Here is a 25379-nt window from a genome sequence, read left to right on the forward strand (position 1 = left end):
CACAATCTCTGTGCCGCTTGGTAATTTTATACCTGTTGCTTAACTATAATTAACACTACTGCACTGGTTATGTTCAGCCTCAAACAGCGGCTAATCCGCGTTCAGGCGTAAGGGTAATGCCGTCTGTTGTTTCAACTACCGGAAGAAATCGCGCGTGGTGGCCAATTTCCTTCCAGCCGGGCAGTGAGGTGAGTGATGTACATTTTCAGGCGGGAAGAGTAGAAATTCCGCATCAGACCGTCCTATCACCCGTCAGGCAAATCAATCTTTAAAGATGATAAAAATTTATGAATTACAAATCCTTAATTCATAATTCGTAAATTTAACAGACCTCCTTTCACCAAAACAACCCTGCATGGCTGGACAGATCAATTTACCGGAGCATATCAAAGGTTTGGATGAAGCAGCTGTTACTGCTTCAAGAGAACAACATGGCAGCAATACCCCTCCGGAACCTGTTACCAGTCCACTGAAGGCCGTATTGAAAGAAATCACGGAAGAGCCCATGCTGGTATTACTCATAGCAGTAACTGCCATTTATTTTGTGATGGGAGAACTGGGCGAGGCGTATTTTATGCTGGCTGCCATTGCATTAGTATCGGGCATTTCGTTTTACCAGGATAGCCGCAGCCGTAAAGCACTGGAAGCGCTGGAGAAAATGAATGAGCCACTCAGCACGGTTATCCGCAGCGGGGAACTGAAAAGTATCCCTACCAGCGAAATTGTAAAGGGAGATATGATGCTGGTGTCCGAAGGTAATACGATCAATGCCGACGGCATCATTGTACATAGCAATGACTTTTCTGTCAACGAATCGGCCCTCACCGGCGAAGCCTACGCCGTATTCAAACAAAGCGACAGTGAAGACAATAAAGTGTACAGCGGCACCGTAGTGGTGTCCGGACTCGCTATCTGTGAAGTACAGGAGATAGGCGCGCAAACAAAAATCGGCCAGCTGGGAGAAGCCATTCTCAATATCAAAGAAGAAATAACGCCGTTGCAACAACAGATCCGGCAGTTTGTAAAATGGATGGCCGTAGCCGGTGTGATCGTTTTCCTGGGAGTATGGCTGTTTAACTACATCCGCAGCGGGAGCCTTACCGACAGCCTGCTGAAAGGGCTAACGCTGGCCATGTCTATTTTACCCGAAGAAATACCGGTGGCCTTCACCACCTTTATGGCACTGGGTTCCAGGCGGCTGATGCAGATGGGGATTATTGTAAAAAGGATCCGTACCGTGGAAGCATTAGGCAGCGCCACCGTTATCTGCACCGATAAAACAGGTACCATTACTGAAAACAAAATGAGCCTGCAGGCGGTGTATAACGGCGCCGACTACACGATATATGAAGCCGGTCACTTTCCGGCGGCGCTGATCACCAGCGCCATGTGGGCCAGTGAGCCGGTACCGTTTGATCCGATGGAGAAAACACTGCACCGGCTATACGAAGAAATGACGCCGGTGGATGAACGCACCAATTACACAATGGTGCATGAATATCCACTGGAAGGCAAGCCTCCTATGATGACGCATATTTTTGAGAACACAGCAGGCAAACGCATCGTGGCAGCGAAAGGAGCGCCGGAAGCGATACTACAGGTTTCCCATCTCCCGGAAAAAGAAAAACAAACGATCCTCGACCAGGTAAATATACTGGCAGCAAAAGGCTACCGGGTACTGGGAGTAGCCACTTCGGATTTTACCGGTACCAACTACCCCGCCACGCAACAGGAGCTGCCGTTTGCTTTTGTGGGTTTGCTGGCCTTCTACGATCCTCCTAAAAGCAATATTGGCAAGGTATTCCAGCAATTTTACCAGGCGGGTATTAAGGTAAAGATCATTACCGGCGACAACGCCGTTACCACCCGCGCCATTGCACAACAGGCCGCGTTACAGCAGGCAGATGAAGCCGTAAACGGTGATGCCCTGATGCAGATGAACGAAAAAAAGATGCAGCAAACCTTACAGTCTGTCAATATTTTTACACGCATGTTCCCCGAAGCAAAACTGGCCGCCATCAATGCGTTGAAAGCAGACAATGAAGTGGTGGCCATGACCGGCGACGGCGTGAATGATGGTCCTGCGCTGAAGGCTGCTCACATTGGCATTGCAATGGGCAAAAAAGGAACGGAGATCGCCAAACAGGCCGCAGCGCTGATCCTGGTGAATGATGATCTCAGCAACATGGTGGATGCCATTGCAATGGGACGGAGAATTTATACCAATATAAAAAAGGCGGTGCAGTATATCATCTCTATTCACATCCCGATTATCCTCACTGTATCGCTCCCACTGTTTCTCGGCTGGATCTATCCCAATATATTTACGCCCGTGCATGTGATCTTCCTGGAAGTAATTATGGGTCCTACCTGTTCTATTGTGTATGAAAATGAACCGATGGAAGAAAATGCCATGTTACAACCACCCCGGCCTATTACACAAACCTTTCTCTCTTTCCGGGAAATGAATATCAGCATCCTGCAGGGACTGATCATCACCGCAGGCGTACTAACGGCCTACCAGTGGAGCGTAGCACGGGATTCGGGGGAAGTGCTCACCCGCAGCATGGTGTTCACTACGCTGGTTCTCGCAAATATTTTTCTTACCTTGGTGAACCGTTCATTCTATTACTCCTTTATACACAGTATGCGCAACCGGAACAAACTGATGGTGGGCGTAATTGGTATCACCCTGCTGTTGCTGGCAGCGATGTTATATATTCCGCCGGTGGCGCGGTTCTTCAGTATTACCGGTCTTTCAGTGTATGAACTGCTGCTGTGTACCGCCATCAGTGCAGCATCGGTATTATGGTTTGAAATATGGAAACTGGGGAAGAGAAAATTTCAGCGCAATTAAACTGATGATATTATGAAGGTATTCACAACAAGGGTTATTCCGGAAGAAGGGTTATCACTCCTGCAACGTGCAGGCTTTACCGTTACACAGTGGTCGGAAGAAAAAGAAATGACGCCCGCACAAAGAGTACAATATTGCAAAGACAGTGATGCCCTGCTTTTTGCCGGCGGCGAAAAACTGGACCGGGCATTTTTGGAACAATGCCGCCACCTGAAAGTGATCAGTCTTTTATCCGTAGGATACGATAACGTAGATCTGAAAGCGGCTACAGAACTGGGATTACAGATCACTAACACGCCTGGCGTATTAAGTAACGCCACCGCCGATACCGCCTTTTTACTGATGTTATCCGTAGCACGAAAGGCATTCTATCAGCATAAAAGAATTTTAAAAGGCGAATGGGGATTCTCTACTCCTACCGCCAATCTAGGCACCGATATAGAAGGAAAAACACTGGGCATATGGGGACTCGGCAACATAGGTACGGTAATGGCTAAACGCTGCAAGGCTGCTTTTGGTATGAAAATCATTTACTGCAACCGCCATCGCAACGAAGCCGCTGAAAAAGAGCTGGACGCCACCTTTGTTACCTTTGATGAGTTGCTGCAACAAAGCGATGTTATCAGCATACACACCTCTCTTACACCCGAAACAAAAGAGAAGTTTAATAAAGACGCCTTCCGTAAAATGAAGCCCACCGCCATTTTCATCAATGCAGCACGCGGAGGCATCCACAATGAAACAGATCTCATTGCCGCTTTACAGGAAGGGCAAATATGGGGCGCCGGGCTGGATGTTACCAATCCGGAACCCATGCACCCGGATAATCCACTGCTGGAAATGCCTACCGTAGCAGTACTGCCGCATATTGGCTCGGCCACACTGGAAACCCGCAATGCCATGTCCAGGATTGCTGCACAGAATGTAATTGCTGCCTTAACCGGCCAACCTGTGCCCAACCCGGTGAATCATATTTATGACCTGTAAACAAGTACCATCGGGCTGATATATTCCTTAACTTTAGTTAAAGCACAGCAGCATGAAAAAGGTCGCTATCATCGGCGGATTACGTATCCCTTTCGTAAGATCCTTTAAAGAGTACAATCATATCAGCAACCAGGAAATGTTAACCACTGTATTGAGCGCATTGGTGGACAAATACCAGCTTTCCGGAAAACGGCTGGGGGAAGTGGCGCTGGGCGCATTGCTGAACCGCTCCACCGATTGGAACTTTGCCAGGGAGTGCGTGCTGGGCACCTCGCTGGATCCCCATACGCCCGCCTATGGCGTACTGAGAGCCTGCGGCACCAGCCTGGATACCACTATACAACTCGGCCTCCGCATTGGCTGCGGACAAATAGATACCGCCATCAGCGGCGGCAGCGATACCAACAGCGATATTCCGTTGCTGTTCCAGCAACAGCTGGCGTGGAAGCTGGCCGATCTGCGGGCCGCAAAAACCTTTTCCCAACGGCTAAAAATACTGGCCTCTATCCGCTTCAAAGACCTGAAGCCATTATATCCTTCCATCGTGGAACCCAGAACGGGCTTGTCGATGGGGCAACACACCGAAAAAATGGTAAAGGAATGGGGCATTACACGCCAAGAGCAGGATGCGCTGGCATACCGGAGCCATATGAATGCCGCAAAGGCTTATGAAGAAGGCTTTTTCAATGACCTCATTATTCCTTATAAAGGTGTGAAGAGAGATACTATTGTGCGGGCCGATACCACACCGGAGAAACTGGCTGCATTGAAGCCGGCTTTCGATTTCAGCGGCAAGGGCTCCCTGACAGCAGGTAACAGCACTTTGTATACCGACGGCGCAGCCGCTTTGCTGATGGCCTCCGAAGAGTTTGCGCAGCAACAGAACTGGCCCGTGCTGGCCCATCTTGTAGATGCGGAAACCGCCGCCGTGGATTATGTAAACGGCGAAGGACTGCTAATGGCGCCTACCTACGCCGTGGCGCGTATGCTGAAACGCAATCACCTGAAGCTACAAGACTTTGATATCTATGAAATCCATGAAGCCTTCAGCGGGCAGGTACTCTGCACACTGAAGGCATGGGAAGATGCGGCCTATTGCAAAAAACTCGGCTGGGATACGCCGCTGGGAAGTATCGACCGGGACAAACTAAATACAAAAGGCGGCAGCGTGGCTATTGGCCATCCCTTTGCGGCCACCGGCGCACGTATAGTAGCGCAAACCGCTAAAATGCTGCAACAGCGCGGCAGCGGCCGGGCGTTGATTTCTATTTGCACCGCCGGCGGCATGGGCGTAACAGCTATCTTAGAAAGATAAGCACTCCCTACTTTTTTAATGATGCCAGGTAGGTAACCAGGTCAACCAGTTCCTGCTGCGACATAGCTGTAGCGAGACCGGTGGGCATCAGTGAATGTTCATATGCTTTCCGGGATACAATGGTGCTCTTTTGCAGTTTTACACCCTGACCACCAGCGGTACGCACATCTACTTCCTCTTTTGTTTCTCCGGCAATATAACCCAATACCTGTGAGCCATCTTTTAGCTTAAAGAAATAGCCTTCAAAACCGAAGCTGATGCCTGCATCCGGTTCGATGATGGCATCGTAGATAGCGCTTTTAGTAAGCTTACTGCCAATTTCTGTTAATGCAGGTCCGAAGTTCACGCCGGAATTTCCATCCAGGTGGCAGGTAGCACAATAAGTATTAAATACTTTTTTTCCTCCGGAGATGTTGCCCGGCAGGGTCACCAGCTTATCTACGGGCAGCAGGTCGTGGTGTACTGCTGCAGGCTCATAATGGGCTACGGCTTTGGCTTTGATGTCCTGCCGCCATGCGTGTGTAAGCACTGCCCTGGCTACAGTATCTAAATCGGCGGGGAGCGATTTGCCTTCCACCATATTCCACAGATCTTCAAATCCATCCCATCCGTGACCAAGATTGCGCGTGGCCTGTTGTCGTAACGGTAAAGGGTATACGTTGTTGCGCATCAGTGTAGAAAGCAACGTCCGGCTGGTGCGGTCCTGTGTTTTGCCGACGGCGTTTATCAGTGAGATGGCAGATGCCGAATCCTTTTTTGAAATGGTTTTTATCACCAGCAGTTGTCCGCCGCTTTGCAGCAGCGCTTTCATCGCGTATCCCTGGAGGTCTTCGCGCTTTGAATCCAGCACCATTTGCAAAAGTGTTTCATTCTGATCGCGGACATGGTACTTTAACACGAGGTCAACAAATTCCATATGCCCTTTGAATGCGGCCAGGCTGTTACGGAGCAGGGCTGCGATGTCCGGCGTTTTAGGCACTGCTTTCTCATCCAGTTGTATAAATGCCAATGCATTGATATAGGCTTGCTGCGGATGTTGTCCTTTCAGTAATCCCAGCAGCACGGGCGTGCTTGCTGCGGTGGGATAGAAATCAAATGCACGGAAGTAGCGTTTGTTTTGCAGGGGATCTGCATCCGGGTCCAGGATCAATGCGGCCAGCAACGGCAGCGCCGCCGGTGTTCTGGCGCGCCAGATAATATCATGGTCTGCTTTGGGGTGTTTTGTATTAGGTGGTAATTTCCGCCATTCATTAAAGCAGGCATCCCAGTTGCCATCTGCTGCAATGCCCAGTGCTTCCAGGTACCACCGGTCATTTCCGTTGTATTGTGCAGCGAGCAATGCCCAGTTGGCAGGCATGTCTTTTTCATGGCTGTGATGCATGGCCAATAGCAACTGGCGGCGCACCGCAACGGAAGTATCTGTTACCAGCATATTGCCGTAGGATACGCCGGTTTCCCTGGCGGCACGGATGGCCGTGATGCGGATATCTTCATCTTTATCTTTCAGGGCTGCCAGCACATAGCCGTTACCGTTAGGCAGCCTGCTGAGCAGCCACAGGGCGCGGGCCCGGTAGCGGGGGTTGGCGCTGTTATACAGCTCCTGTAATTCCTTTTCTGCAGCCGCGCCCATGCCGGAGAGTTTTGTCCATGCGAGGTAGCGGGTACTGAGATTAGGATTCTTCAATGCGGCAATGGCATCGGCGGCAGTATTGAGCACCGGTGGCTTCACCTTATAGGCGCTACCGGGCGGGGCTATACGAAATACGCGGCCCCGGTTCAGGTCGGCTACCTGGTGACCGCCAACACCGGGGTCGTACCAGTCGGCTACAAACAGTGATCCATCCGGCGCCACGCACACATCTGCTGGCCTGAACCACTGATCGGAACTGCTTTCCAGGATATTTTCAATAGTTGCCGTATAGCCGGCGCCGTATTTTTTTACGGGATAGGATCTTACTACGTTATGGCCGGGCTCTCCGTGGATCATCTGGTTACGGAAAGGCGCGGGCAACAGCTCTCCTTCATAGATCACCATACCTGTAGGCGAACCCGAACCCGTTTGCAACAGGTTGGGCACTACACCGGGGTCATTGAGGTGCCAGTGCCGGTATGGGATGGAGTCTTCCATATTCATACGGCGGGATGACCAGCCTGCGCCGGTCATCTCATCCGTATAACCATAGTTGCCATGTTCAAGAATATAGTTGATGCGAACGCCCCTGTTGCCATCGTCGTCGTTATCGCTCTGCCACATGTTACCAAAAGCATCCACCGCTACTTCGTAGTTGTTACGGAAGTTATGCGCCATTACTTCCAGGTTGCTGCCATCTTCATTACAGCGGAAAATCATTCCCTGGCGGTAAGGCTTCCCTTTGTTGGCGATCAGGTTACCTTCTGCATCCCGGATCACGTTTCCATTCTTGTCAAGTATGCTGTCGCCGGCGTTGCCGAAATTGAAATACAGTTTCCCGTCGGGACCAAAGGTGAATGAATGAATGGCATGATCGTGCTGTACGCCACCGATACCGCGGAACAGCAATTCTTTTTTATCTGCTTTATCATCTCCGTTGGTATCTGTAAAAATAAATACGTTCGGACTGCAGGACACTATCACTTTATTTCCCAGCACACAAATACCCAGTGCCGCATTTATGCAGGTATCCTGGTAAAATACTTTGGCCGTGTCTGCCTTTCCATCTCCGTTCAAATCTTCCAGGATCATAATACGATCACCGGCAGCCTTATAAGGATGCCCCGGATTTAATTCATTGCGGTAGTTATAGGCTTCCGTGATCCATACCCGGCCCTTTTCATCGATATCCATGTTGGTAGGATTCATGATGCTGGGTTCACTGGCAAACAGGGTTGTTTCCAAACCTGAAAGCGTTTTTAGTCCATGTACGGCATTTTCAGGCAGTCGTTGCTGCGCTTCCGTTAGTACAGTTGGCGGCGTTGCCGGCTTGTTCGATTGGCATGCGCTGATAACAACAGTTACCATCAATATCGCCCGGTGAATGTATTTCATATACGCGGAAATAATTAATTGTCAATATAACACGTATTAAAAGTAATAAATAAATTCACATTTTTTCATAAAAAAACCCGTCCCGGGAAACCGGGACGGGTGGTCCATTGTCATCCATTTCACCGAATAAATAATTCGTTGCAGGCATAGTGCAGATACCATGCCGGAAATGAATGAATAACTTAGTGCAGTATTTTTTCCAGTTCTTTCTCTAATGCCTCCCCCCTCAGATTAGTAGCTATAATTCGTCCTTGCGGGTCGAGCAGAAAATTCTGTGGAATAGAATGGATCATATACAATTTAGCGATATCACTTTTCCACCATTTCAGATCGCTTACATGATGCCACACAAGACCATCCTTTTCAATAGCGGCTGTCCATTTTGCTTCATCGCCGGTTCTGTCGAGGGAAACACCCAGGATATCAAAATTCTTATCCTTGAATTTATTGTATGCCTTTACCACGTTAGGGTTTTCAGCGCGGCAGGGACCACACCAACTGGCCCAGAAATCGAGCAAAACATATTTACCTCTCAGGTCAGACAGCTTCATGGTTTTACCATCCGGAGTAGCTGCAGAAAAATCAGGAGCTACCTGGTTCTTTCCCAGTAACGCAGAGGCTTTCAGCAAGTCTGCTGCTTTTTGTCCGAGGCTGGACTGGCGTAACGCCAATGGAAATTTATCAAACAGTTTCTGCGTACCTTCTACGTCTTCTACACGGCCACCCATGCCTTCATAAAGCGTAGCGAGGCTTACATAATAATCAGTGTGCGCCAGCATAAACTTTTCCTGCAGCGCTTCTCTCTCTTCTGCCAGTTTTCTGAAAGTCATGCTCATAGCATAGTAGCCGGTGGTATCCCTTTCTGTCTGCATCATCATTTTCTGTCCGATAGCGCGGAGGGAATCCATACTTTTTGTAACCGGCGCCAGCACGGCATCCATTTCCAGCTGTTGTCTGGTAATAACCGAACCTTTGATCACCGCCCCGGATAAGGCGTTGGGTTCGCCGGCAGTTTTGAGTGTGAAGGTTATCTTGTCGTTTGGCGTAATGTACAACGCCTGGTTACCACGCAATGGCTTATCCACTGCTTTGGTGCCTACGCTTAACATCGCGGCTAATGTATCTGTTACTTCATACTGCAGTTTGAAAGCGCCTTTTTCTATCAGTGCAGAATCCAGTTTTTTGTAGCCGTTACCGGATACATTAAAGAGATAGATGTATTCATTGTCAAAGGCCACGGGTATTTTACCGGTGATGACAGATTTCTTTTGTGCAAATGCACCTGAAACGGCCACTGTTGCCAGGCAGCCGAGAATCATTTTTTTCATACGATGAATGATTGGTTGGTTTTGCCCGAAAGTATAAAAATGCAACAGCCCCTTCAAATGCTTAATGACAGGCGGTTAATGAACCGTGATTACCGGCGGGGCTCAGGGAACGAGCACCAGCCTGCTACCACCGGGGACTTCGCGTGCCCAGGCAGTGGCTACTTCACTCAGCGGCATCTCTATAGTGTTAATCTGCAGTTTTCCTTCAGCGGCCTTTTTCATAATTTCCGGTAATACTTTAAAGATGGCTTCTATAGATACGCTGCCACCGCCACTTCCCATGATTTCCAGCCGCGAACTGCGCAATGCCCCGGAAGGAAGTGAAATAGGATCTCCGGCCATACTGCCTACCTGTACCAGGCGTGTGCGCGGTGCTTCCTTCCTCAGGCTATTACCCGTTAGTGCTGTAATAAGCGTCATTACCGGTTCTCCCCACAGGTAATCTATTACCACATCATAAGGTTGAGCGGCAAAAGCTTTTACGAGGTTTTCGGGAGATTGGTCCAGCGGTATACATTCATCTGCTCCAAGTGCGCGCAGTTGTTCCAGCACGGCTTTATTACGACCGGCGGCAATCACTTTGCCTGCACCCAGCAATTTTGCAACCTGTACTGCCAGTTGACCCGATGTGCCGGTGGCGCCGAGAACCAACACGGTTTCTCCGGGTTGCAGCTGCGCCCTGTAGGTTAATGCCAGCCAGGACGACATGGCAGGATTAAAAATAGCCGCGGCAGTGGCATCCGGGAGGCCATCCAGAAGCGGCATGCTCCAACCCTGCGTGGTGATGCTTAACTCCGCGAAAGTGCCATAAGGCTTACGTACGGCGCCGAAATACACACGTGAGCCATCTGCCAGCAGGCCCACGCCGTCCACACCGGGAACAAGGGATTGATCGCCGCCCGAGGAATAGTGCTTTCCGGCCGCAATGGATTTCACCACATGGTGTATAGCGGCGGCCTTTACCTGTACGATCTGTTCTTTTTCTCCGGCCACAGGATCAGCGAAATATCCATACTGAGGAACCTGACCGGGAGTTACAATTGCTGCATTCATCTTATTTGCATTTTTGTATCACAAAGATGCACGACGAAAAAACAGGATCACTTTACATTTGTTAAGAAATTACCGGTGAAGTTTATTCCTGATCCTGCTCAGGGACACAGGGGTAATACCCAGATAAGAAGCGATGTATTGCAGGGGAACTCTTTGCAGGATGTGCGGTTGATCACGGATCAGCGCCTCATAGCGCTCCTGCGGCGTATCGCGGATCTGGGATATGAACATGCTGGCGTAACGCAGCAAACGTTGAAACATAATTTCTTCCATCTTTGGCCTTAACCCCGGCGTGCTGTCAATTACCAGGTCCAGGTTTTCTTTGGTGATCTTATAGAGCCTGGCGGCAGTAATGGTTTCTATAGTACACATGCTCGGCTGACCGGTACGGAAACTCTCAATGGAAGACACCCCTTCTCCTTCAAAGAAAAACTGGAAGGTGGTATCTTTCCCTTTATTGTTAAACCACACGCGCACGGCGCCTTCTATGATGAAATAGGCATACCGGGATACTTTGCCTTCCTCCAGCAAAACAGATCTGGCGGGTACGCTGATTTCTTCATAGAGATGCCGGTACTGCGACCAATCAATGTATTCTGATCCTCTCATAAATGTTGCAGCTGAAAATATCCGAGATGAACAGGATCGGCGATCGCATCGGTTGCTGGTGTAATTTCCAATGTGTACTTTTCCTTCAGATGCGCCGGTAAAATATCCTTTACGTTATGCACATCATCTACGTCTACGCCATACTTATCATCAACGTGCGAGGTAGCCTCTCCGAAAGAGGTATGCTTGTAAAAGGCCGTTTGTTTGGATGCCCGGATCGACGCGCCGATATCTTTTTGTACGCTGAGAATTTTGTAATGAAACTCTTCCATCTCATCGGGCTTATAACCGCCCAGGTTCAGGAAAAACAATTGCATTTCCTGGTGCAGGGTTTCTTTTTTCTCCACCACCCTGATCCTATGGTTATCCACAAAGTTTACTTCCCTGTAACCATCGATGTGCAGTTTGTCTTTGGCCTCCGGCCAGAAGGCCCTCATATCAGGAATAAGATCACGCAGGTGATGCCCGATCCCAAAAAACACATCGTGTTGTTCTGTATGACGCCCTTCCAGCGAACATCCCAACACCAGCATAAACAATTTTAACTCCGCCATTTTTTACTGTTTGCAGTAAGAAAGATACAGCATTTTTAGTTCTTGCATATGCCTTCATAAATTATACGATAGTAAGATGGAAATGCTGACCTGCCCTCAATTGCAGTGATGTGGCCAGTTGAATAGTAACGTAACCATTTTCTTCTTTAAAAGTGGCCGGTGTTTTCTTATCTCCCAACAATACCTGTTTCACACCGGTACGCTGAAAGCACAAGGTGTTTATTTGCAGCCGGCCATATTTTAGCCACAGCGTATGATTACTACCCTGTTGTGTATAAGTGCCCCACCCTTCGGCGGTAACAAAGGGCGCTTTAAAATTTTCCCGGTTGATGGCCGGTGCAAAGGCAATAAAACCTTTAGGACCATGATAACGGAATCCGCTGGCGGTAACAAAAGTGCCATAGCTGGCCATAGCGCGCGCGTAGTGGTCGCTGCATTCTATTTCATTAAAGGGGTTGCGCTTCCCGGCATAGTAACGGTCGTGTATAGCGCGGGTAAGCGTAAGCGCTTCATCGGTCATACCTTCCGCCATCATATGCGCTGCCACCTGGTGTTCAAAGCCACTCATGCATTCATTAAAGTACCCGAGTTGCCACGCATCTTTCACACCAAAAGGAAACTCCTCATTGCGGGGATTGGTGTTCAGGATCATGCCTCCTTCACCTGCGAGTGCATAGGGCCGGCCTCCGGGATGAGCGGCAATGTAAGGCCCTACGTCTGCCTTAAAATTATATTTATACAATGCTTTTAAAGCCGACAATGTTTTTTCGCGGTCAATTACCCGGTCCATACCCACCTGGAAAGCCCAGCTCTGGCCATATACCTGGTCGATATGACAAGTATTGTAAGAACCGATCACCGATCTTCCTTTCACTTTATCCGGCTGATGAATAAAATATTCGCCATTGAACAACTGCGTTTCCATGTTCCGTTTTCCTTTCTCCGTATAGTCGTTACAGATAGCAGCGAATGCAGTATCATTTACTTCTGCGGCCATGAGTGCAGCCGCTTTAACAGCAGCGATGCACAATCCCACAATCCAGGCGATTTCCCCATCCCAAACAGCATCCAGCGTATTTTCCATCGGCGTATCTTCCATGCCGTCGTTGTTGCGGTCCTGGCGGATCAGGAAGAGCGTAGCCTTCTTTATATTGGGCCAGTTTTGTTGCAGGAAAGCATGATCGCTGCTCATCTGGTGTTCGCGGTAAATGCGTAGTATGGTGCCTGCCTGTCCGTCGATAGCGGGGCGCTTCTCTGCTTCGCCGCGAAACAGGATGCCGCCGTCGGGCATCTGGCCAATGCCGAGGTCCACCCGTTGCCGGGTATCGCGCTCCAGCGCCGGGAATATGCGGCCAACAGCCTGTGCATACTGCCATACGTGGGTGCAGGTACCTTCACAGGCACCCACGCCTTCCCATGCATAAAAGCGGCCCGACCTGAAGCGGTGCGCCGTGGTAGTAGCGAGTGTGGATATGTTGAGAAAAGTGCGCTCCATAAACCACCACGGCAACGATGCGTCGTACCAGGTATTCTTCCACAGGCGGCTTTCTCCGGCCAGGCGGGCATAATTCTCCAGTACGTATTTCATTACTGCCGCAGCATCTGTAAACTTATTGGCGTAGTAGCGTCCTTCTCCCTGGATATCTTTGAAATGCAGGTTGGCCGCGTACCAGCTGATGGCAAAATCAGTACGTATAGCCCTTCCCGGTAGTACGGCATGCCTGGTGGCAACGGTACCGGTTAACTTCTCTCCCGTTCCTTTTACTGCCTGCTTTGCAGACATCAGGGAAAAATGTGCGTCCGTTAATTCACCCGTGGGCATGGCCGGGCTTACCATTACTTTATTGCCCGCTGCCGCGATACAAAAATTTCCGTAGTCGTACTGTTGCTGAAAATCTTTATCATTGCCGCTTTTGGTACGTACCGTTTCATAAATGCCCTGCCAGTTCTTTCCTTTCACAGAAGTATTCACACGTTCGTGAGCATCGCCTGCAGAATAAATAGCCGTTTTGTTTTCCAGCCATCCGAGAATAGTGGCGGTAACAGGCACCCTATCCTTGTTTTCTATTTTGTAAGACAGAATGGTAACGGGCAACCCGGAATCATCTTCATTCAAAGGAATAAAAGGAGAAAATGCTTCCAGCGTAACCGCTACCGGCAGCGCGGGATCGGTATAACGGATAGTGGCTATCGGATAGGTTGCTTCAAAACTGATTTCTGGCCAGCTTTCCTCATCAAATTTCCGGATAATGGTTTGCCCGCCCCAGCTAAGCTGCAACGCAAATCCCTGGTCCAGCGGCCGGATATTTTTTGATGGCTCAATATAACACGCCCCATCGCGGGAGCGCACTTTTTTGCCGCCATCCAGCACATTGGCACTGTAGTTAACTACTTTGGGTTCTATTCCTTCCTGGTTTTTATTAAAAATATCCCAGAGCCACAGGCGGCCATCACCACCGAGATACACGGTACCGCACATGATCCCTCCTACCGGCATACCGATATATTGCAGCTCATTCCTGCTTTTGAGATAAGTGGTAGCATTGCTCCGTTCGTAGAGGGAAGCGATCCAGGCCGCATCCGGCTGCCGGGTAAACAATAGCCGGCCACTTTCTGCCATAGCGCTGCCTAACACCGGCAGACGCACGGTTAATGCACCCGCCATTGTTAAACCAATATTTCTTAAAAATTTTCTACGTTCAATACCCATAAAGAAGTGTTTTATTTCCAGGCAGTACGGGTATAACGCGCGGGCATAACGCCTTACAGGCATTATTCTCATTGTTCAATGTCATATTCTCCTGCCGGATGTTAATCATAACCAGTGGTAAAGCAATATATACAACCTTCCGTAAGGATTACGCCGTATGTTAAGGGAGCGTCAGTAAATGTGAATAAATCATCAGTACGGATTTTGTCTTACTCAGGATTAAACTGATTACACGGATTTAGGGGATTTGATCACTTTTGATTCTAAAAAATTCGGGGAGATATAAGCGGATGCACTTGCTTATATCTCCCCGAATTTTTTAAAATCAAAAAAGTAAAATCAAGGTAATCCGTATAATCAGTTTAATCCTGAGTAAGACAACCTTCGCGTGCTACCAAACAAAAGTAGCTACTTCTCCGCTGCGTAAGGAAGCAGCTGCTGCTTTGTTTTTTACTTTAATCTGGAAATCCTGCGCAGCCGCATCTGTGTTTACTACAATCAGAACGGTTTTACCTCCTGGCGTTAAAAAGGCCACGTTATCAAGCGGCCCCGCAATATTGGAAGCAATCCTTGTGGAACCAGCCGGCACAAACTTAGCAGCATGGCCTATTACATAGTAGGAGGAGTTGCGGGAAATAGACTGGCCATCAATGGTAATACCACCCAGGCACTGGGAGCAGCCGCCCTGATCGGTATGAGGATTCCAATGCGCATCAGCAGCGAGGTTCCATTGCAATACGTTGCGGCTCCAGTTGCGGGTGGCGCCTACGATCAGTTTGCTGACATTATTTTTCAGCTCATGGGAGAAACTGCCTTTACCATCAGACCACTGCTCTGTAAAGTAGAGGTGCTTTGCCGGGAACTCGTTGTGTACTTTACTCAGCGCATCAATAGTACCGCCATACAGGTGAAATGCAGAACCATCTATGTAAGGATAAGCGGCCTTATCTCTCAAAATAATGAGGGGGTATTCCGGCTTATCGCAGTTGTGATCATACAGGATGATCTTTGTTTTCACACCGGCTTTTTTAAAAGCAGGGCCCAGGTGATCTTTGATAAAAATGGCCTGGTCTTCCGCCAGCATCAGCATGCTGGGATTATTTCTAGGATGCAGCGGTTCATTCTGGATGGTGATGGCATCGATAGTAATACCAGCAGCTTTCATCGTCTTTACATACTTTACAAAATACTGTGCATAAGCGCCGTAGTATTCCGGTTTCAGGCTGCCACCAATAAACGAGTTATTTGTTTTCATCCAGGCAGGTGGTGTCCAGGGAGATCCTAATATTTTAATAGCCGGGTTTAGTGCTACAATTTTTTTCAGTACGGGGATCAGGTCTTTTTTTTCTTCGTTGATATTGAAATGCTTCAGCTCCGGATCTGTTTGTCCGTCGGGCATATCATCATAGGTAAATACAGATGCGCTCAAATCGGAAGCGCCGATGCTGAGGCGCAGGTAGCTGATGCCGATGCCATTACCTTTTGTGAGGAACAATTCTTTCAGCAAGGCATCCTGTTGTGCAGCGGGCAGCTGGTTGATCAGCGTGGCACTGCCACCGGTGAGGGTAAAGCCAAAGCCATCTATCGGCTGAAACTTTGTTGCGGCATCCACTTCAATGGTAGCCATATTTTTATCCTGCGTGGTAAACGGCAGTGTGGTTGCCTGCTGTTGCAGGGCAATGGATTTGTCGGGAGATGTTAACCAGTAACGGATCTCTCTATTTTTTTTCTGCTGACTTATTGCGGGCTGAATACTTCCTGTCAGCAAGGCGAGGCAACATAGCAGTTGTCCGGTTCTCTTCATCATAGCAAAGGATTATTAATCGGTAAAAGTATTCAGGAATTCCCGTATTTTCTTCTTTTTTGAAGAAATACAGGAACTCCTGAATGAAGGGATCATTACTCCCACTCTTTGCTCTGCTTCAGACTTGTGTTTTGCAGTTCCAGCGCAGGAATCGGCAATATTTCATTCTTAGGTTTAAAGCTTCTTTTATCGATAGCGTTCAGTACAGCGGATGCCTGCCCGGTTCTTACCAGGTCGAGGAAACGGTGTCCTTCTCCGGCCAGTTCAAGACGTCTTTCTTTAAAGATATTGTCGAAAGTGGCATCTATGGGTGTTAGTCCAACGCGGGCACGTACGGCATTGAGCAACTGATAAGCGCGACTGCCGCTGCCACTGCCTTCTCCTGCTTTCACGCGGGCTTCTGCTTCCATCAGGTAAGTATCTGCCAGGCGTATTTCATACAGGTTTTGCGGAAAGTTCAGTTCCATGTTACCACCACCCTGGGAGATGTTGGCAGTACGGCCCACAAATTTATTCAGGAAGAAGCCCGTGTTATCAAAACTTTCCGAGTAGGTTGCTTTACCTGCGGTCACGAGGCTTTTCATATCCAGGATGGTGGCGTTATAGCGCGGATCGCCACGCATAACGCTTTCCAGTTCTTTGGATACAAGCAGGAAACCCCATCCGGCCACATACTGGGAAGCCTCACTGGTAGCGGGTGTTGCCACCAGGCTGCGGGGACCGCAAAGGATATTCAGGATATTTCCGTCGGTGTTGGCTACGCCCGAAGTCCAGTTACCACCGGAAGTAGAAGTATAGGATATCTCAAAGATAGATTCGCTGGGAAATTTGTAGGCATCTTCTGATCTCCATAAATCGGCAAAATTCGGCACCAGTGTATAGTTGTATTTAGCACTCGGCTGACCGGGAGTTTCGCCATTTACTTCTTTAAGTTCTGCGGCGGCTTCAGTCCATTTTTTTTCATACAGGTATACTTTACCCAGCAAAGCATGTGCAACGCCTTTACCTACGCGGCCTCCTTCGGTAAGGCGTGGCGGCACGTCCGGCAGACTGGCTTCCGCAATGGCATCTTTCAAATCCTGCTCAATCTGTTTGTATACTTCTTCCGGTGTGGCCTGGGTTACTTTCTTGACATCGTCAATAGGAAGTGGCGCTGTCATCAGCGGTACATTCCTGAATAAGCGCACCAGGTCGAAATAAAAATATGCACGCAGTAATTTTGCTTCTGCAGCATATCTCTTTTTCAGATTTTCATCCATTGGTACTCCCGGCAGCTTGGATAACAGGGTATTGGCGCGGCTGATGCCTGAAAAGCCTCTTTTCCAGAGTTCATCCTGCGGACCGGTAAGCGGCGTAAGCAGGTCTAACCGGGTCATTACCTGGAACACATTAATATCACTGGGACTGGCGCCACCGGTCCAGTGGTCGTCTGATGCGGCATCCATAGCGCCTATCTTCGTGGTATAGTTGCCGGCCTGGTAGCCCACCATGTCATATACCGCTACCAACCCGTTAAATGCTTCCTGTTGATTGGAGTAGTAAGTACTTTCCAGGAAACTTCCTTTGGGAGGAACGGTAATGAATTTATCACTGCAGCTGCTCATTAACTGCATGCCTGCCGCTATGGCTACTATATATTTTAAGTTTCGTTTTTTCATTTTTGATCAGCTTTAAAATTATCAGAAAGTAACATTCAAACCACCCATAAAGGAGCGTGCCTGCGGATATACGCCACGGTCGATGCTCAACGCATTGGTACCGCCTATTTCAGGATCGTACCCGGTATATTTCGTAATCGTGAGCAGGTTTTCGGTCATCACGTATACACGTATTTTCTGCAACCCGGTTCTCTTCACCAGCGTTGACGGTAATGAATAACCTATCTGTAATGTTTTAATCCTGAAGTAGCTGCCATCTTCCAGGTAAAAAGAAGAAGGTCTGCTGTAGTTTTTATTTGGATCAGCAGCGGTAAGCCGTGGATAAGTAGTAGAAGGATTTTCCGGCGTCCAGCGTTCCAGGGCTTTGGTTTGCCAGTTTGCTTTTGGAATATCCAGGCGGCGTAATCCCTGGAAAATTTTGTTGCCGTTAACGCCCTGGCCAAATGCGATGATATCAAATCCTTTGTATGCGGCGCTGATGGTTAAACCATAAGTCCAGCTCGGAGTGGGATTACCGATGAAAGTCCGGTCTTTATCTGAAATGCTGCCATCACCATCGAGGTCTGCAAACTGGAAATCGCCTGGTTTTGCAGATGGCTGGATCTTGCCGCCTGTTTTGTTGGTGTAGGCATCTATCTGTTGCTGGTTCTGGAAAATGCCCATTAATTCATAACCATAAAAAGAGTTGAAAGCATGGCCTATTTCTGTTCTTACAATTTCGGGCATGTTCTGGAACCTTTCTTCCTTATCGTTTAAGCGGGTTACGCCATCACCGAGGTAGGTTACTTTGTTTCTCATGTAGGAAGCATTCCCATTGGCAGAAAATTCCACTTCACCGATCTTCCCGTGGTAGCCCAGTTCCAGTTCCACACCGCTGTTTTCCATGCTGCCCACGTTGGCCGCGGAGTTGTCGATAGCGCCTACAAATAAGGGCAGGCGGGGCTTCATCAGGATATCTTTTGTTTTTTTGTTGTACCAGTCGAAGCTCAGTGTAATATTGCGTAACAGCGTAGCTTCAAAACCGATATTGGTTTGACTGGTGGATTCCCATTTCAGATTTGGATTGGCCGGTGCATTGGGGCTGTAACCAACGGTATAACCGAGCGGACCAAAATTATAATTCCTGCCGCTGCCGATAGTAGAAGCAAATGCCTGGTCGTCTATTTCATCGCTACCTACCGTACCGTAACCGCCGCGGAATTTGAGGAAGTCCACCACTTTATTTTCCGGCCAGAAACTTTCTTTGGAGGCCACCCATCCCAATGAATAAGAAGGGAAGATACCATACTGGTGGTTGGGGCCGAAGCGGGAGGAACCGTCGCGGCGCAGGATACCTTCTACCAGGTATTTTTCTGCATAGTTGTAGTTGATACGTCCGAAGAGGGAAGATACACGGTGATCAATATTTTCCTTACCATCGGAGATACGGTTGGCCGCTGACGATTTAAAGTTAAGCGATGCCTCTTCAAAATTTGTGGCCGGGATGTCGTAGAACATTACATTGAGTTCCTTTAAGCGATTATCCATATAAGCGCCCTGCCCTGCGAGCAACGTGATGTTGTGCTTATTGAAACTGCGGGTATAGGAAACGATATTTTCAATGTTCCATGCATAGCTCTGATGCTGGCCGCGGTTAAAAGAGGTACGGGTATTTTTGGAAGAACTGTTCAGGTAATAAATAGGCGTAAATGTTTCATCTCCCCAGAAAGAAATTTTTGCGCCTACAGTAGAGCGGAATTTTAATCCTTTAACCGGCTCCATTTCCAGGAAGGTATTACCTACCACGTTGTGCGACCAGTTGTAATTTCCAAGACGGGTACTGATATAAGCCAGTGGATTGGTAATTTCCTGCGCCACCTGATCGGAGATGCCATAGAACTGTCCGGCCGCATTTTTCCGGGCGCCTGTTTGTGTGTATGCGCCTCCGGCAGATTCTGCCGGATCGGTGATCACGGCTTTGGTAATCGGATCCAGGTTGATGGCGGAACTCAGCGGTCCACCAAATTCATTATTGGTATTACCTATGCCGGTTGATTTCTCATAAGAATAACCAACGTTTTCGCCCCAGGTAAGCCAGGGAGTAATTTTATGCGTGGAATTCAGACGGAAGTTAACCCGTTCGTATTTGGAGATATCGGAAGCCACGATACCTTCCTGCTTCAGGTAACCAAAGGAGGAATAGAACGTAGATTTTTCGCTGCCGCCGCTGATGCTCAGTTCATGATTCTGGCGGATAGCGCTGTTGTTAAATATTTCAGCCTGCCAGTCGGTACCCTTGCCATAAGAAGAAGGATTGGCAAAAGGGGCGGTACCACCATCATTTGTAACCGCTTCATTTCTTAAAGTGGCGTATTGCGTGGCATCCAGCAGTTTCAGTTTATGTGCCGGTGCTGAAGTGCCCAGGTAACCATTATAGCTCACGGATATTTTACCGCTCTTGCCTTTTTTGGTAGTTACCAGGATAACCCCCGCAGCGGCGCGTGCACCGTAAATAGCCTGGGAAGCCGCATCTTTCAGCACTTCCACGGATTCAATATCGTATTGGTTCAGGTAGCCGATGCCACCATTATCTACCACTACGCCATCTATTACCCACAGCGGGTTATTGTTGTTGAAAGAAGTGATGCCTCTCACGCGGACAGACGACGCCGAACCCGGCTGACCGGAACTGGCTGCCACTGTTAAGCCGGATGTGCGGCCCTGGAGCACCTGCTCCACGCGGGTTACGGGCTGGGATTCAATATCAGCGGCACGCACGCTGGAAATAGCGCCGGTCACCACACTTTTCTTCTGAATACCATAACCCACTACTACTGTTTCTGTGAGCGCAGTATTGGAGGGTTTCAGGCGAATACTCAAAGGACTGTTGGATACCGCTACCACTTTACTGTCGTATCCGATAAAAGATACCAGCAGCAGGCTTTTATTGTTGGGTACTCTGATACTGAATTTACCTTCAGCATCTGCCGCAGTTCCGGTACCGGCATTCTGTACACGGATAGTAGCTCCCGGAATGGGTTCGCCTGTTTCAGATAACACACTACCGGTAACGGTTATACTGGAATCGGCGCTTTTTCCCGGAAGTATATTTACCAGGGTGATGCGCTTTCCTTCCATGACATAAGCCAGGGGTTGATTTTTCAGGCAGATGTCCAGGGCTTCCTTTACCGATACATTACTGACATTTACGTTAACACGCGCAAATGAAGACAATAATGCTTCGTCATACACCACAGATATACCCGCTTGTCGGGCCACTTCTTTCAGCACTTTTTTCAGGGGTGCATTTTTTTCCGAGAGTGTGATCTGCTGCGACAATCCTTTTGCGCTGATATGCAGGCAAGCTGTAAGAAGCAAAAAGGCGGTCATTTTCATAACGCAGAACATTTTGGTTGATAGTAATTTCCGGGTACAGGAAATTATACCACTAAAGTTTAATTGCATACTTTTGTAGTGTTTGGGAATTCTTGTAATGAAGTTCTTTGATTAAGGGACTGAAACTCAAGGGAATGCCCAGGCCATACCGGGAGTGTTGCGAGCACTTCCGGTTTTTTTCGGACATACCTTTCCCGGTTAACTTGTTTCGGTTGTTGTCATCTGTTTGAAATTTATCAGTTTTTACGTGGATTGCCGCAACGTGGAAGCTGCAATAATTAGCAAATATTAAAAGTGTTGTCTTGTTATTTTATTACGGTTAATTTTCTTCCTTCCAGGTTAAATTTCGCACCACTCGCTTCCAGCAGTTTCAACATTTCCGATAGCGGCAGGTTCCTGTTGATCCTCCCACCGAATAGCCTGTTGTCTGCATTTCTTGTATCTGTCTCAATATCATACCAGCGGGCTAGCTGTCTCATAATTACGTTTATATTAGCATTGTCAAATTCAAAGAATCCGGTCTTCCAGGCGGTTACACCCGCTACATCTGCAGCGTATACCGACATCATGCCGGTGCTGTTACTGATGGCTGCCTGATCGCCGGGACGCAGGTACTTTTCTGCCTTACCAAGCTTCACTTTTACTGCACCACTAAGCAAAGTGGTTTTCACGGCGTCTTCATCGGCATAGGCCATAATATCGAACGCAGTGCCCAGTACCTGTACTTCTATGGCATTTACTTTTACAATAAACGGATGCTTTGCATCCTGCTTTACTTCAAAATAGCCCTGCCCTTCCATTTCCACGGTGCGGTTATTACCGGTAAAAGCAGTTGGATAACGCAGGCTGGAGGCTGAATTGAGCCATGCCTGTGTGCCATCCGGCAATTCCACGGTGAACTGCCCGCCGCGTGGTACTTTCAGTGTGTTATATCCAACTGATGCATGACCGCCGGACACAGCGTACTCGAGTTTTCCGTTTTGTTGCTTCACTACCGTTGCACCCTGCCGGATCTCCTGTTTGCCTGCACTGTCGAGCGTAACCACCGAGCCATCGGCCAGTGTAAGTATGGCTTTGTTGGTACCCGGCATTACGTCTGTGATGAGCGGAGCAGCCGGTAAAGGTACTGCAGGCTTACGCAGGTTGTAAAACAAAGTAATGCCGGATGTTACCAACAAGGCTACTGTAGCTGCTATCGCCCAGTTACGGCGGAAGGATACCCGCATCGGTACCGCTTCTTCCTTACTGGTACTGATAGATTGCAACAACCGGGTTTCTATCCGGTTGCTCAGTTCTTCCGGAACTGCCGGCCGCTCCTGCATGATACGCTCAAAATCCTGTTGCATCACTGACAACAAAGGCTTATGCGCATCAGAGGTCAGCAGCCAGCTATATAAGGTGGCTATTTCCTCCGGGCTGCATTGCCCATCGAGGTATTTTTGCAATAGTGCTTCCTGGTAGTCTTCCGGTAAATTCATTATTATGCCAGAACCTTTTGAATACAGGCCCTGCATATAATATCCGGAAATGAAGAAAGAGGGTACCCCTCCGGGAAAATATTTTTTTAAATAATGGTGGTAAGAAGATAGGTCGCCACCAGGATATCGCCATGACGGAAGATATAATCCTGTATAAACCGCATACTGAGAACCATATGCTTCTTTACGGTATCGCGGGAAATACCTAATATGGCGGCGGCTTCATCATATGTTTTGCCTTCCTGCCGGCACAGGCGGAATACGCTTTGCCGCTGGCTGGTCATCCGGCTTAATGCTTCCTGGAAAAGGCGGTCGTACTCCCGCGACCTTACCGTCAGATCAGTTAACCCGGTATCGTGGTGGGAGAGCTGCAAAAACAATTGCTCGCGCATTTGCTCATCGGTAGCCAGTTTGGCGATGGTTTTAAAAACGTGGTTACGGGCAATCCTGTAAAGATAACCGCTGAAAGAAAGCTTTGGGTTAATCCGCTCCCTGATTTCCCATATCTTCAGGAATACATCATGAACAAGGTCCTCCGCCAGGGAAGGCACTTTGCAAAAGCGTAACAGGTAGATATAGAGAGAAGAATGGTAGTGCCGGTAGATACTGGAAAAAGCCAATTCGTCGCCCCCTATCATCCTCAACAACACTTCTTCTTCAGATGGCATTCGCTCCATATGAGTTTAACAGGTTTTAATGATGCACACCGTTCCGGTGTAAATTATAAAAAACCACGGGAAATACAAATAACACGAATTTCACAGCACTGGTGTATAGTTTACGCTTCCTGTATAAATGCCAGCGCCCTTTTCTCTGACCAGTAAAAATCGTCCCCGAATTTCACAAATCCCACATGGCCACCCTGGTGCGGGGTTTCCAGGAAAAGGTATGGACTGTCGGCCGCTATCTCATAAGGATAACACTCCTTCCCAAGGAACGGATCATCTTTCGCATTGATTACCAATACCGGTATCCGGATGTAAGGCAGCAACGGACGGGAACTGCATTGTTCCCAATAGGTAAGGGCATCTTTAAACCCATGCATGGGCGCTGTATAGCGATCATCGAATTGCCGGAACGACCGGATATCCGCATACCGGTCGAGGCTGATACTCCCCGGGAACTGCAACTCCTTCAAGCGCAGCTTCTCTCCCAGGTCGCGGATGAAGCGCTGCATATATATAATATTGTGTCTTTTCTCCAACTCCGCAGAGCCGCTTTTCAGGTCACACGGCACAGAAATGGCTACGGCCGATTTTATCGCACTATCCAGCGACGCGCCCCTTTCTCCCAAATATTTTAATGTTACATTCCCTCCCAGTGAAAAGCCCACCAGGTGAATGGCCTTGTACTTTTTCAGCGACACCAGGTATTGAATCACGGTATGCAGATCTTCCGTTTCGCCACTGTGGTAAAAACGGAGGTTTTTATTCGGCTCACCACTGCAGCCCCTGAAATTCATGGACACCGTATCAAAACCGGCGCTATTGAAGATATGCACCATCCCCAGCACATACTTGCGACTGGCATTGCCTTCCAGTCCATGCAGGATCACTACAATACGCTCATGCCCCTTCTCACTGAAATCCAGATCCAGGAAATCGGCATCGGGCGTAGCAATCCGCTCCCTCCTGTACACCGCCGGCCGGATGCTGCGGAATAAAGAGGGATAGATGGTGAGCATATGGCGATTCTGTAATAAAAAAGGCGCCTGGTAATCTGAGTTATGTAATACGGGCATCCCGCAAAATTACGAATTCAAACTCCTTAATCCGTATTTTCGCTACATGTCGCTACCCGTTTTTGGTATAGAGAAAATATTTAATCTTCCTTACAAAAAAGAGGATTTCAAAATAGTATATCATGCGCCGATCAATATGACGGTGATACCGGAAGCGCATAAACATGATTTTTTCATGCTGCTGGTAATTGGACAAGGGAGCGGTGTTCATACCATCGACTTTAACGATTATAAAGTAAGCCCCCGCACTGTATTTTTCCTGGCCCCCGGCCAGGCGCACCACTGGCAGCTGTCGAAGAACACCTCCGGCTACCAGGTGATGTTTTCTGCAGAGTTCATGCTACAGAAAGGGCCACTGTGGCCTTTTTTCACACCGGCATCCAAACCGCTGCTGAAGCTGGACCAGGCGCAATATGATCAGTTATTCCAGGAGCTGCAGCTGATGGAGAAAGAAACCACCGCTGCTATTACGCAACACCGGCTGCAAATTGTATTGCTGTTGCTGCAACGCTGGTATGCTGCCATCCACCCGGAGGAAGTGGCCGCCGCGGGGAATCACCTCATCAACCGTTTCCTGTTGCTGCTGGAAAAACATTATGCACAATATCATGAAGTAGCTTACTATGCTGCAAAGCTGCATGTTACGGCGAGTTACCTGAACCAGGTATGCAAGAAAGAAACCGGTAAAACCGCCGGCACTTACATCCGGGAACGGTTGCTGCTGGAGGCCAAACGTATGCTCACGCTCACCGACATGGATATAAAGGAAATTGCCTTTACGCTGGGCTTTAACGATACTTCTTACTTTTCCCGGTTCTTCAGAAAATATACTTCCCTAACCCCGATGGATTTCCGCCGCCAGTTATAAAATGTACCCGTGATATT

16 protein-coding genes are annotated in these 25379 nt (G+C 48.6%); 4 read left to right on the forward strand and 12 right to left on the reverse strand.

The window, feature by feature from the left end; translation table 11 throughout:
- Nucleotides 1-355: 355 nt before the first annotated feature.
- From PV783_RS26845 to PV783_RS26855, 3 genes are read left to right on the forward strand one after another with little or no spacing between them, the layout of a single operon-like run.
- Nucleotides 356-2857 (forward strand): cation-translocating P-type ATPase, encoded by a 2502-nt coding sequence (locus tag PV783_RS26845; protein ID WP_420990300.1) that lies wholly within the window; start codon nucleotides 356-358, stop codon nucleotides 2855-2857.
- A gap of 12 nt (nucleotides 2858-2869) precedes the next feature.
- Nucleotides 2870-3844, forward strand: a complete 975-nt coding sequence (locus PV783_RS26850) for a 2-hydroxyacid dehydrogenase (RefSeq protein ID WP_420990301.1) — start codon at nucleotides 2870-2872, stop codon at nucleotides 3842-3844.
- 52 nt (nucleotides 3845-3896) lie between these two features.
- Nucleotides 3897-5159 (forward strand): acetyl-CoA C-acetyltransferase, encoded by a 1263-nt coding sequence (locus tag PV783_RS26855; RefSeq protein ID WP_420990302.1) that lies wholly within the window; start codon nucleotides 3897-3899, stop codon nucleotides 5157-5159.
- Between the two features lie 7 nt (nucleotides 5160-5166).
- On the opposite strand, the gene PV783_RS26860 is transcribed toward PV783_RS26855, so the two are convergent.
- The 12 genes from PV783_RS26860 to PV783_RS26915 form a co-directional block, all read right to left on the reverse strand.
- Nucleotides 5167-8184: a PVC-type heme-binding CxxCH protein gene (locus PV783_RS26860; RefSeq protein WP_420990303.1), complete on the reverse strand. Its 3018-nt coding sequence runs from the start codon at nucleotides 8182-8184 to the stop codon at nucleotides 5167-5169.
- 182 nt (nucleotides 8185-8366) lie between these two features.
- Nucleotides 8367-9512: a redoxin domain-containing protein gene (locus tag PV783_RS26865; protein ID WP_420990304.1), complete on the reverse strand. Its 1146-nt coding sequence runs from the start codon at nucleotides 9510-9512 to the stop codon at nucleotides 8367-8369.
- Between the two features lie 102 nt (nucleotides 9513-9614).
- Nucleotides 9615-10565, reverse strand: a complete 951-nt coding sequence (locus PV783_RS26870) for a quinone oxidoreductase family protein (protein ID WP_420990305.1) — start codon at nucleotides 10563-10565, stop codon at nucleotides 9615-9617.
- A 69-nt stretch (nucleotides 10566-10634) separates the two neighbouring features.
- Entirely contained in the window at nucleotides 10635-11174 is a 540-nt protein-coding gene (locus PV783_RS26875) for a Crp/Fnr family transcriptional regulator (RefSeq protein ID WP_420990306.1), read from the reverse strand.
- The gene (locus PV783_RS26880) at nucleotides 11171-11728 is read right to left on the reverse strand and encodes a DUF1543 domain-containing protein (protein ID WP_420990307.1); all 558 of its coding nucleotides are present in this window, start codon (nucleotides 11726-11728) and stop codon (nucleotides 11171-11173) included. The genes PV783_RS26875 and PV783_RS26880 overlap by 4 nt, the downstream gene beginning before the upstream one ends.
- Before the next feature lie 61 nt (nucleotides 11729-11789).
- On the reverse strand, nucleotides 11790-14438 hold the full coding sequence (locus PV783_RS26885; RefSeq protein ID WP_420990308.1) for a GH116 family glycosyl-hydrolase: 2649 nt from the start codon (nucleotides 14436-14438) through the stop codon (nucleotides 11790-11792).
- Nucleotides 14439-14829: 391 nt separating this feature from the next.
- Nucleotides 14830-16245, reverse strand: coding sequence for a glycoside hydrolase family 30 protein (locus PV783_RS26890; protein ID WP_420990309.1), 1416 nt, complete (start codon nucleotides 16243-16245; stop codon nucleotides 14830-14832).
- A 92-nt stretch (nucleotides 16246-16337) separates the two neighbouring features.
- The gene (locus PV783_RS26895) at nucleotides 16338-17900 is read right to left on the reverse strand and encodes a RagB/SusD family nutrient uptake outer membrane protein (protein WP_420990310.1); all 1563 of its coding nucleotides are present in this window, start codon (nucleotides 17898-17900) and stop codon (nucleotides 16338-16340) included.
- Nucleotides 17901-17921: 21 nt separating this feature from the next.
- Nucleotides 17922-21275: a SusC/RagA family TonB-linked outer membrane protein gene (locus PV783_RS26900; protein ID WP_420990311.1), complete on the reverse strand. Its 3354-nt coding sequence runs from the start codon at nucleotides 21273-21275 to the stop codon at nucleotides 17922-17924.
- A gap of 305 nt (nucleotides 21276-21580) precedes the next feature.
- The gene (locus PV783_RS26905; RefSeq protein WP_420990312.1) at nucleotides 21581-22753 is read right to left on the reverse strand and encodes a FecR domain-containing protein; all 1173 of its coding nucleotides are present in this window, start codon (nucleotides 22751-22753) and stop codon (nucleotides 21581-21583) included.
- An 86-nt stretch (nucleotides 22754-22839) separates the two neighbouring features.
- Nucleotides 22840-23430: an RNA polymerase sigma factor gene (locus PV783_RS26910; protein ID WP_079470326.1), complete on the reverse strand. Its 591-nt coding sequence runs from the start codon at nucleotides 23428-23430 to the stop codon at nucleotides 22840-22842.
- A gap of 101 nt (nucleotides 23431-23531) precedes the next feature.
- Nucleotides 23532-24494: a YheT family hydrolase gene (locus tag PV783_RS26915; RefSeq protein ID WP_111577650.1), complete on the reverse strand. Its 963-nt coding sequence runs from the start codon at nucleotides 24492-24494 to the stop codon at nucleotides 23532-23534.
- 46 nt (nucleotides 24495-24540) lie between these two features.
- Between PV783_RS26915 and PV783_RS26920 the strand changes: the two genes are divergently transcribed.
- Entirely contained in the window at nucleotides 24541-25362 is an 822-nt protein-coding gene (locus tag PV783_RS26920) for a helix-turn-helix domain-containing protein (RefSeq protein ID WP_420990313.1), read from the forward strand.
- Nucleotides 25363-25379 lie beyond the last annotated feature (17 nt).

The organism is Chitinophaga sp. CC14 (assembly GCF_048957795.1).
Classification (GTDB): Bacteria; Bacteroidota; Bacteroidia; order Chitinophagales; family Chitinophagaceae; genus Chitinophaga; species Chitinophaga ginsengisegetis.

What these genes read in the sequence shown, in the direction of transcription:
- PV783_RS26910 (WP_079470326.1), bottom strand. Translation starts at nt 23,430, where the DNA reads ATGGAGCGAATGCCATCTGAAGAAGAAGTGTTGTTGAGGATGATAGGG.
- PV783_RS26845 (WP_420990300.1), top strand. Translation starts at nt 356, where the DNA reads ATGGCTGGACAGATCAATTTACCGGAGCATATCAAAGGTTTGGATGAA.
- PV783_RS26895 (WP_420990310.1), bottom strand. Translation starts at nt 17,900, where the DNA reads ATGAAAAAACGAAACTTAAAATATATAGTAGCCATAGCGGCAGGCATG.
- PV783_RS26915 (WP_111577650.1), bottom strand. Translation starts at nt 24,494, where the DNA reads ATGCCCGTATTACATAACTCAGATTACCAGGCGCCTTTTTTATTACAG.
- PV783_RS26890 (WP_420990309.1), bottom strand. Translation starts at nt 16,245, where the DNA reads ATGATGAAGAGAACCGGACAACTGCTATGTTGCCTCGCCTTGCTGACA.
- PV783_RS26860 (WP_420990303.1), bottom strand. Translation starts at nt 8,184, where the DNA reads ATGAAATACATTCACCGGGCGATATTGATGGTAACTGTTGTTATCAGC.
- PV783_RS26905 (WP_420990312.1), bottom strand. Translation starts at nt 22,753, where the DNA reads ATGAATTTACCGGAAGACTACCAGGAAGCACTATTGCAAAAATACCTC.
- PV783_RS26920 (WP_420990313.1), top strand. Translation starts at nt 24,541, where the DNA reads ATGTCGCTACCCGTTTTTGGTATAGAGAAAATATTTAATCTTCCTTAC.
- PV783_RS26885 (WP_420990308.1), bottom strand. Translation starts at nt 14,438, where the DNA reads ATGGGTATTGAACGTAGAAAATTTTTAAGAAATATTGGTTTAACAATG.
- PV783_RS26855 (WP_420990302.1), top strand. Translation starts at nt 3,897, where the DNA reads ATGAAAAAGGTCGCTATCATCGGCGGATTACGTATCCCTTTCGTAAGA.
- PV783_RS26900 (WP_420990311.1), bottom strand. Translation starts at nt 21,275, where the DNA reads ATGAAAATGACCGCCTTTTTGCTTCTTACAGCTTGCCTGCATATCAGC.
- PV783_RS26870 (WP_420990305.1), bottom strand. Translation starts at nt 10,565, where the DNA reads ATGAATGCAGCAATTGTAACTCCCGGTCAGGTTCCTCAGTATGGATAT.
- PV783_RS26875 (WP_420990306.1), bottom strand. Translation starts at nt 11,174, where the DNA reads ATGAGAGGATCAGAATACATTGATTGGTCGCAGTACCGGCATCTCTAT.
- PV783_RS26880 (WP_420990307.1), bottom strand. Translation starts at nt 11,728, where the DNA reads ATGGCGGAGTTAAAATTGTTTATGCTGGTGTTGGGATGTTCGCTGGAA.
- PV783_RS26850 (WP_420990301.1), top strand. Translation starts at nt 2,870, where the DNA reads ATGAAGGTATTCACAACAAGGGTTATTCCGGAAGAAGGGTTATCACTC.
- PV783_RS26865 (WP_420990304.1), bottom strand. Translation starts at nt 9,512, where the DNA reads ATGAAAAAAATGATTCTCGGCTGCCTGGCAACAGTGGCCGTTTCAGGT.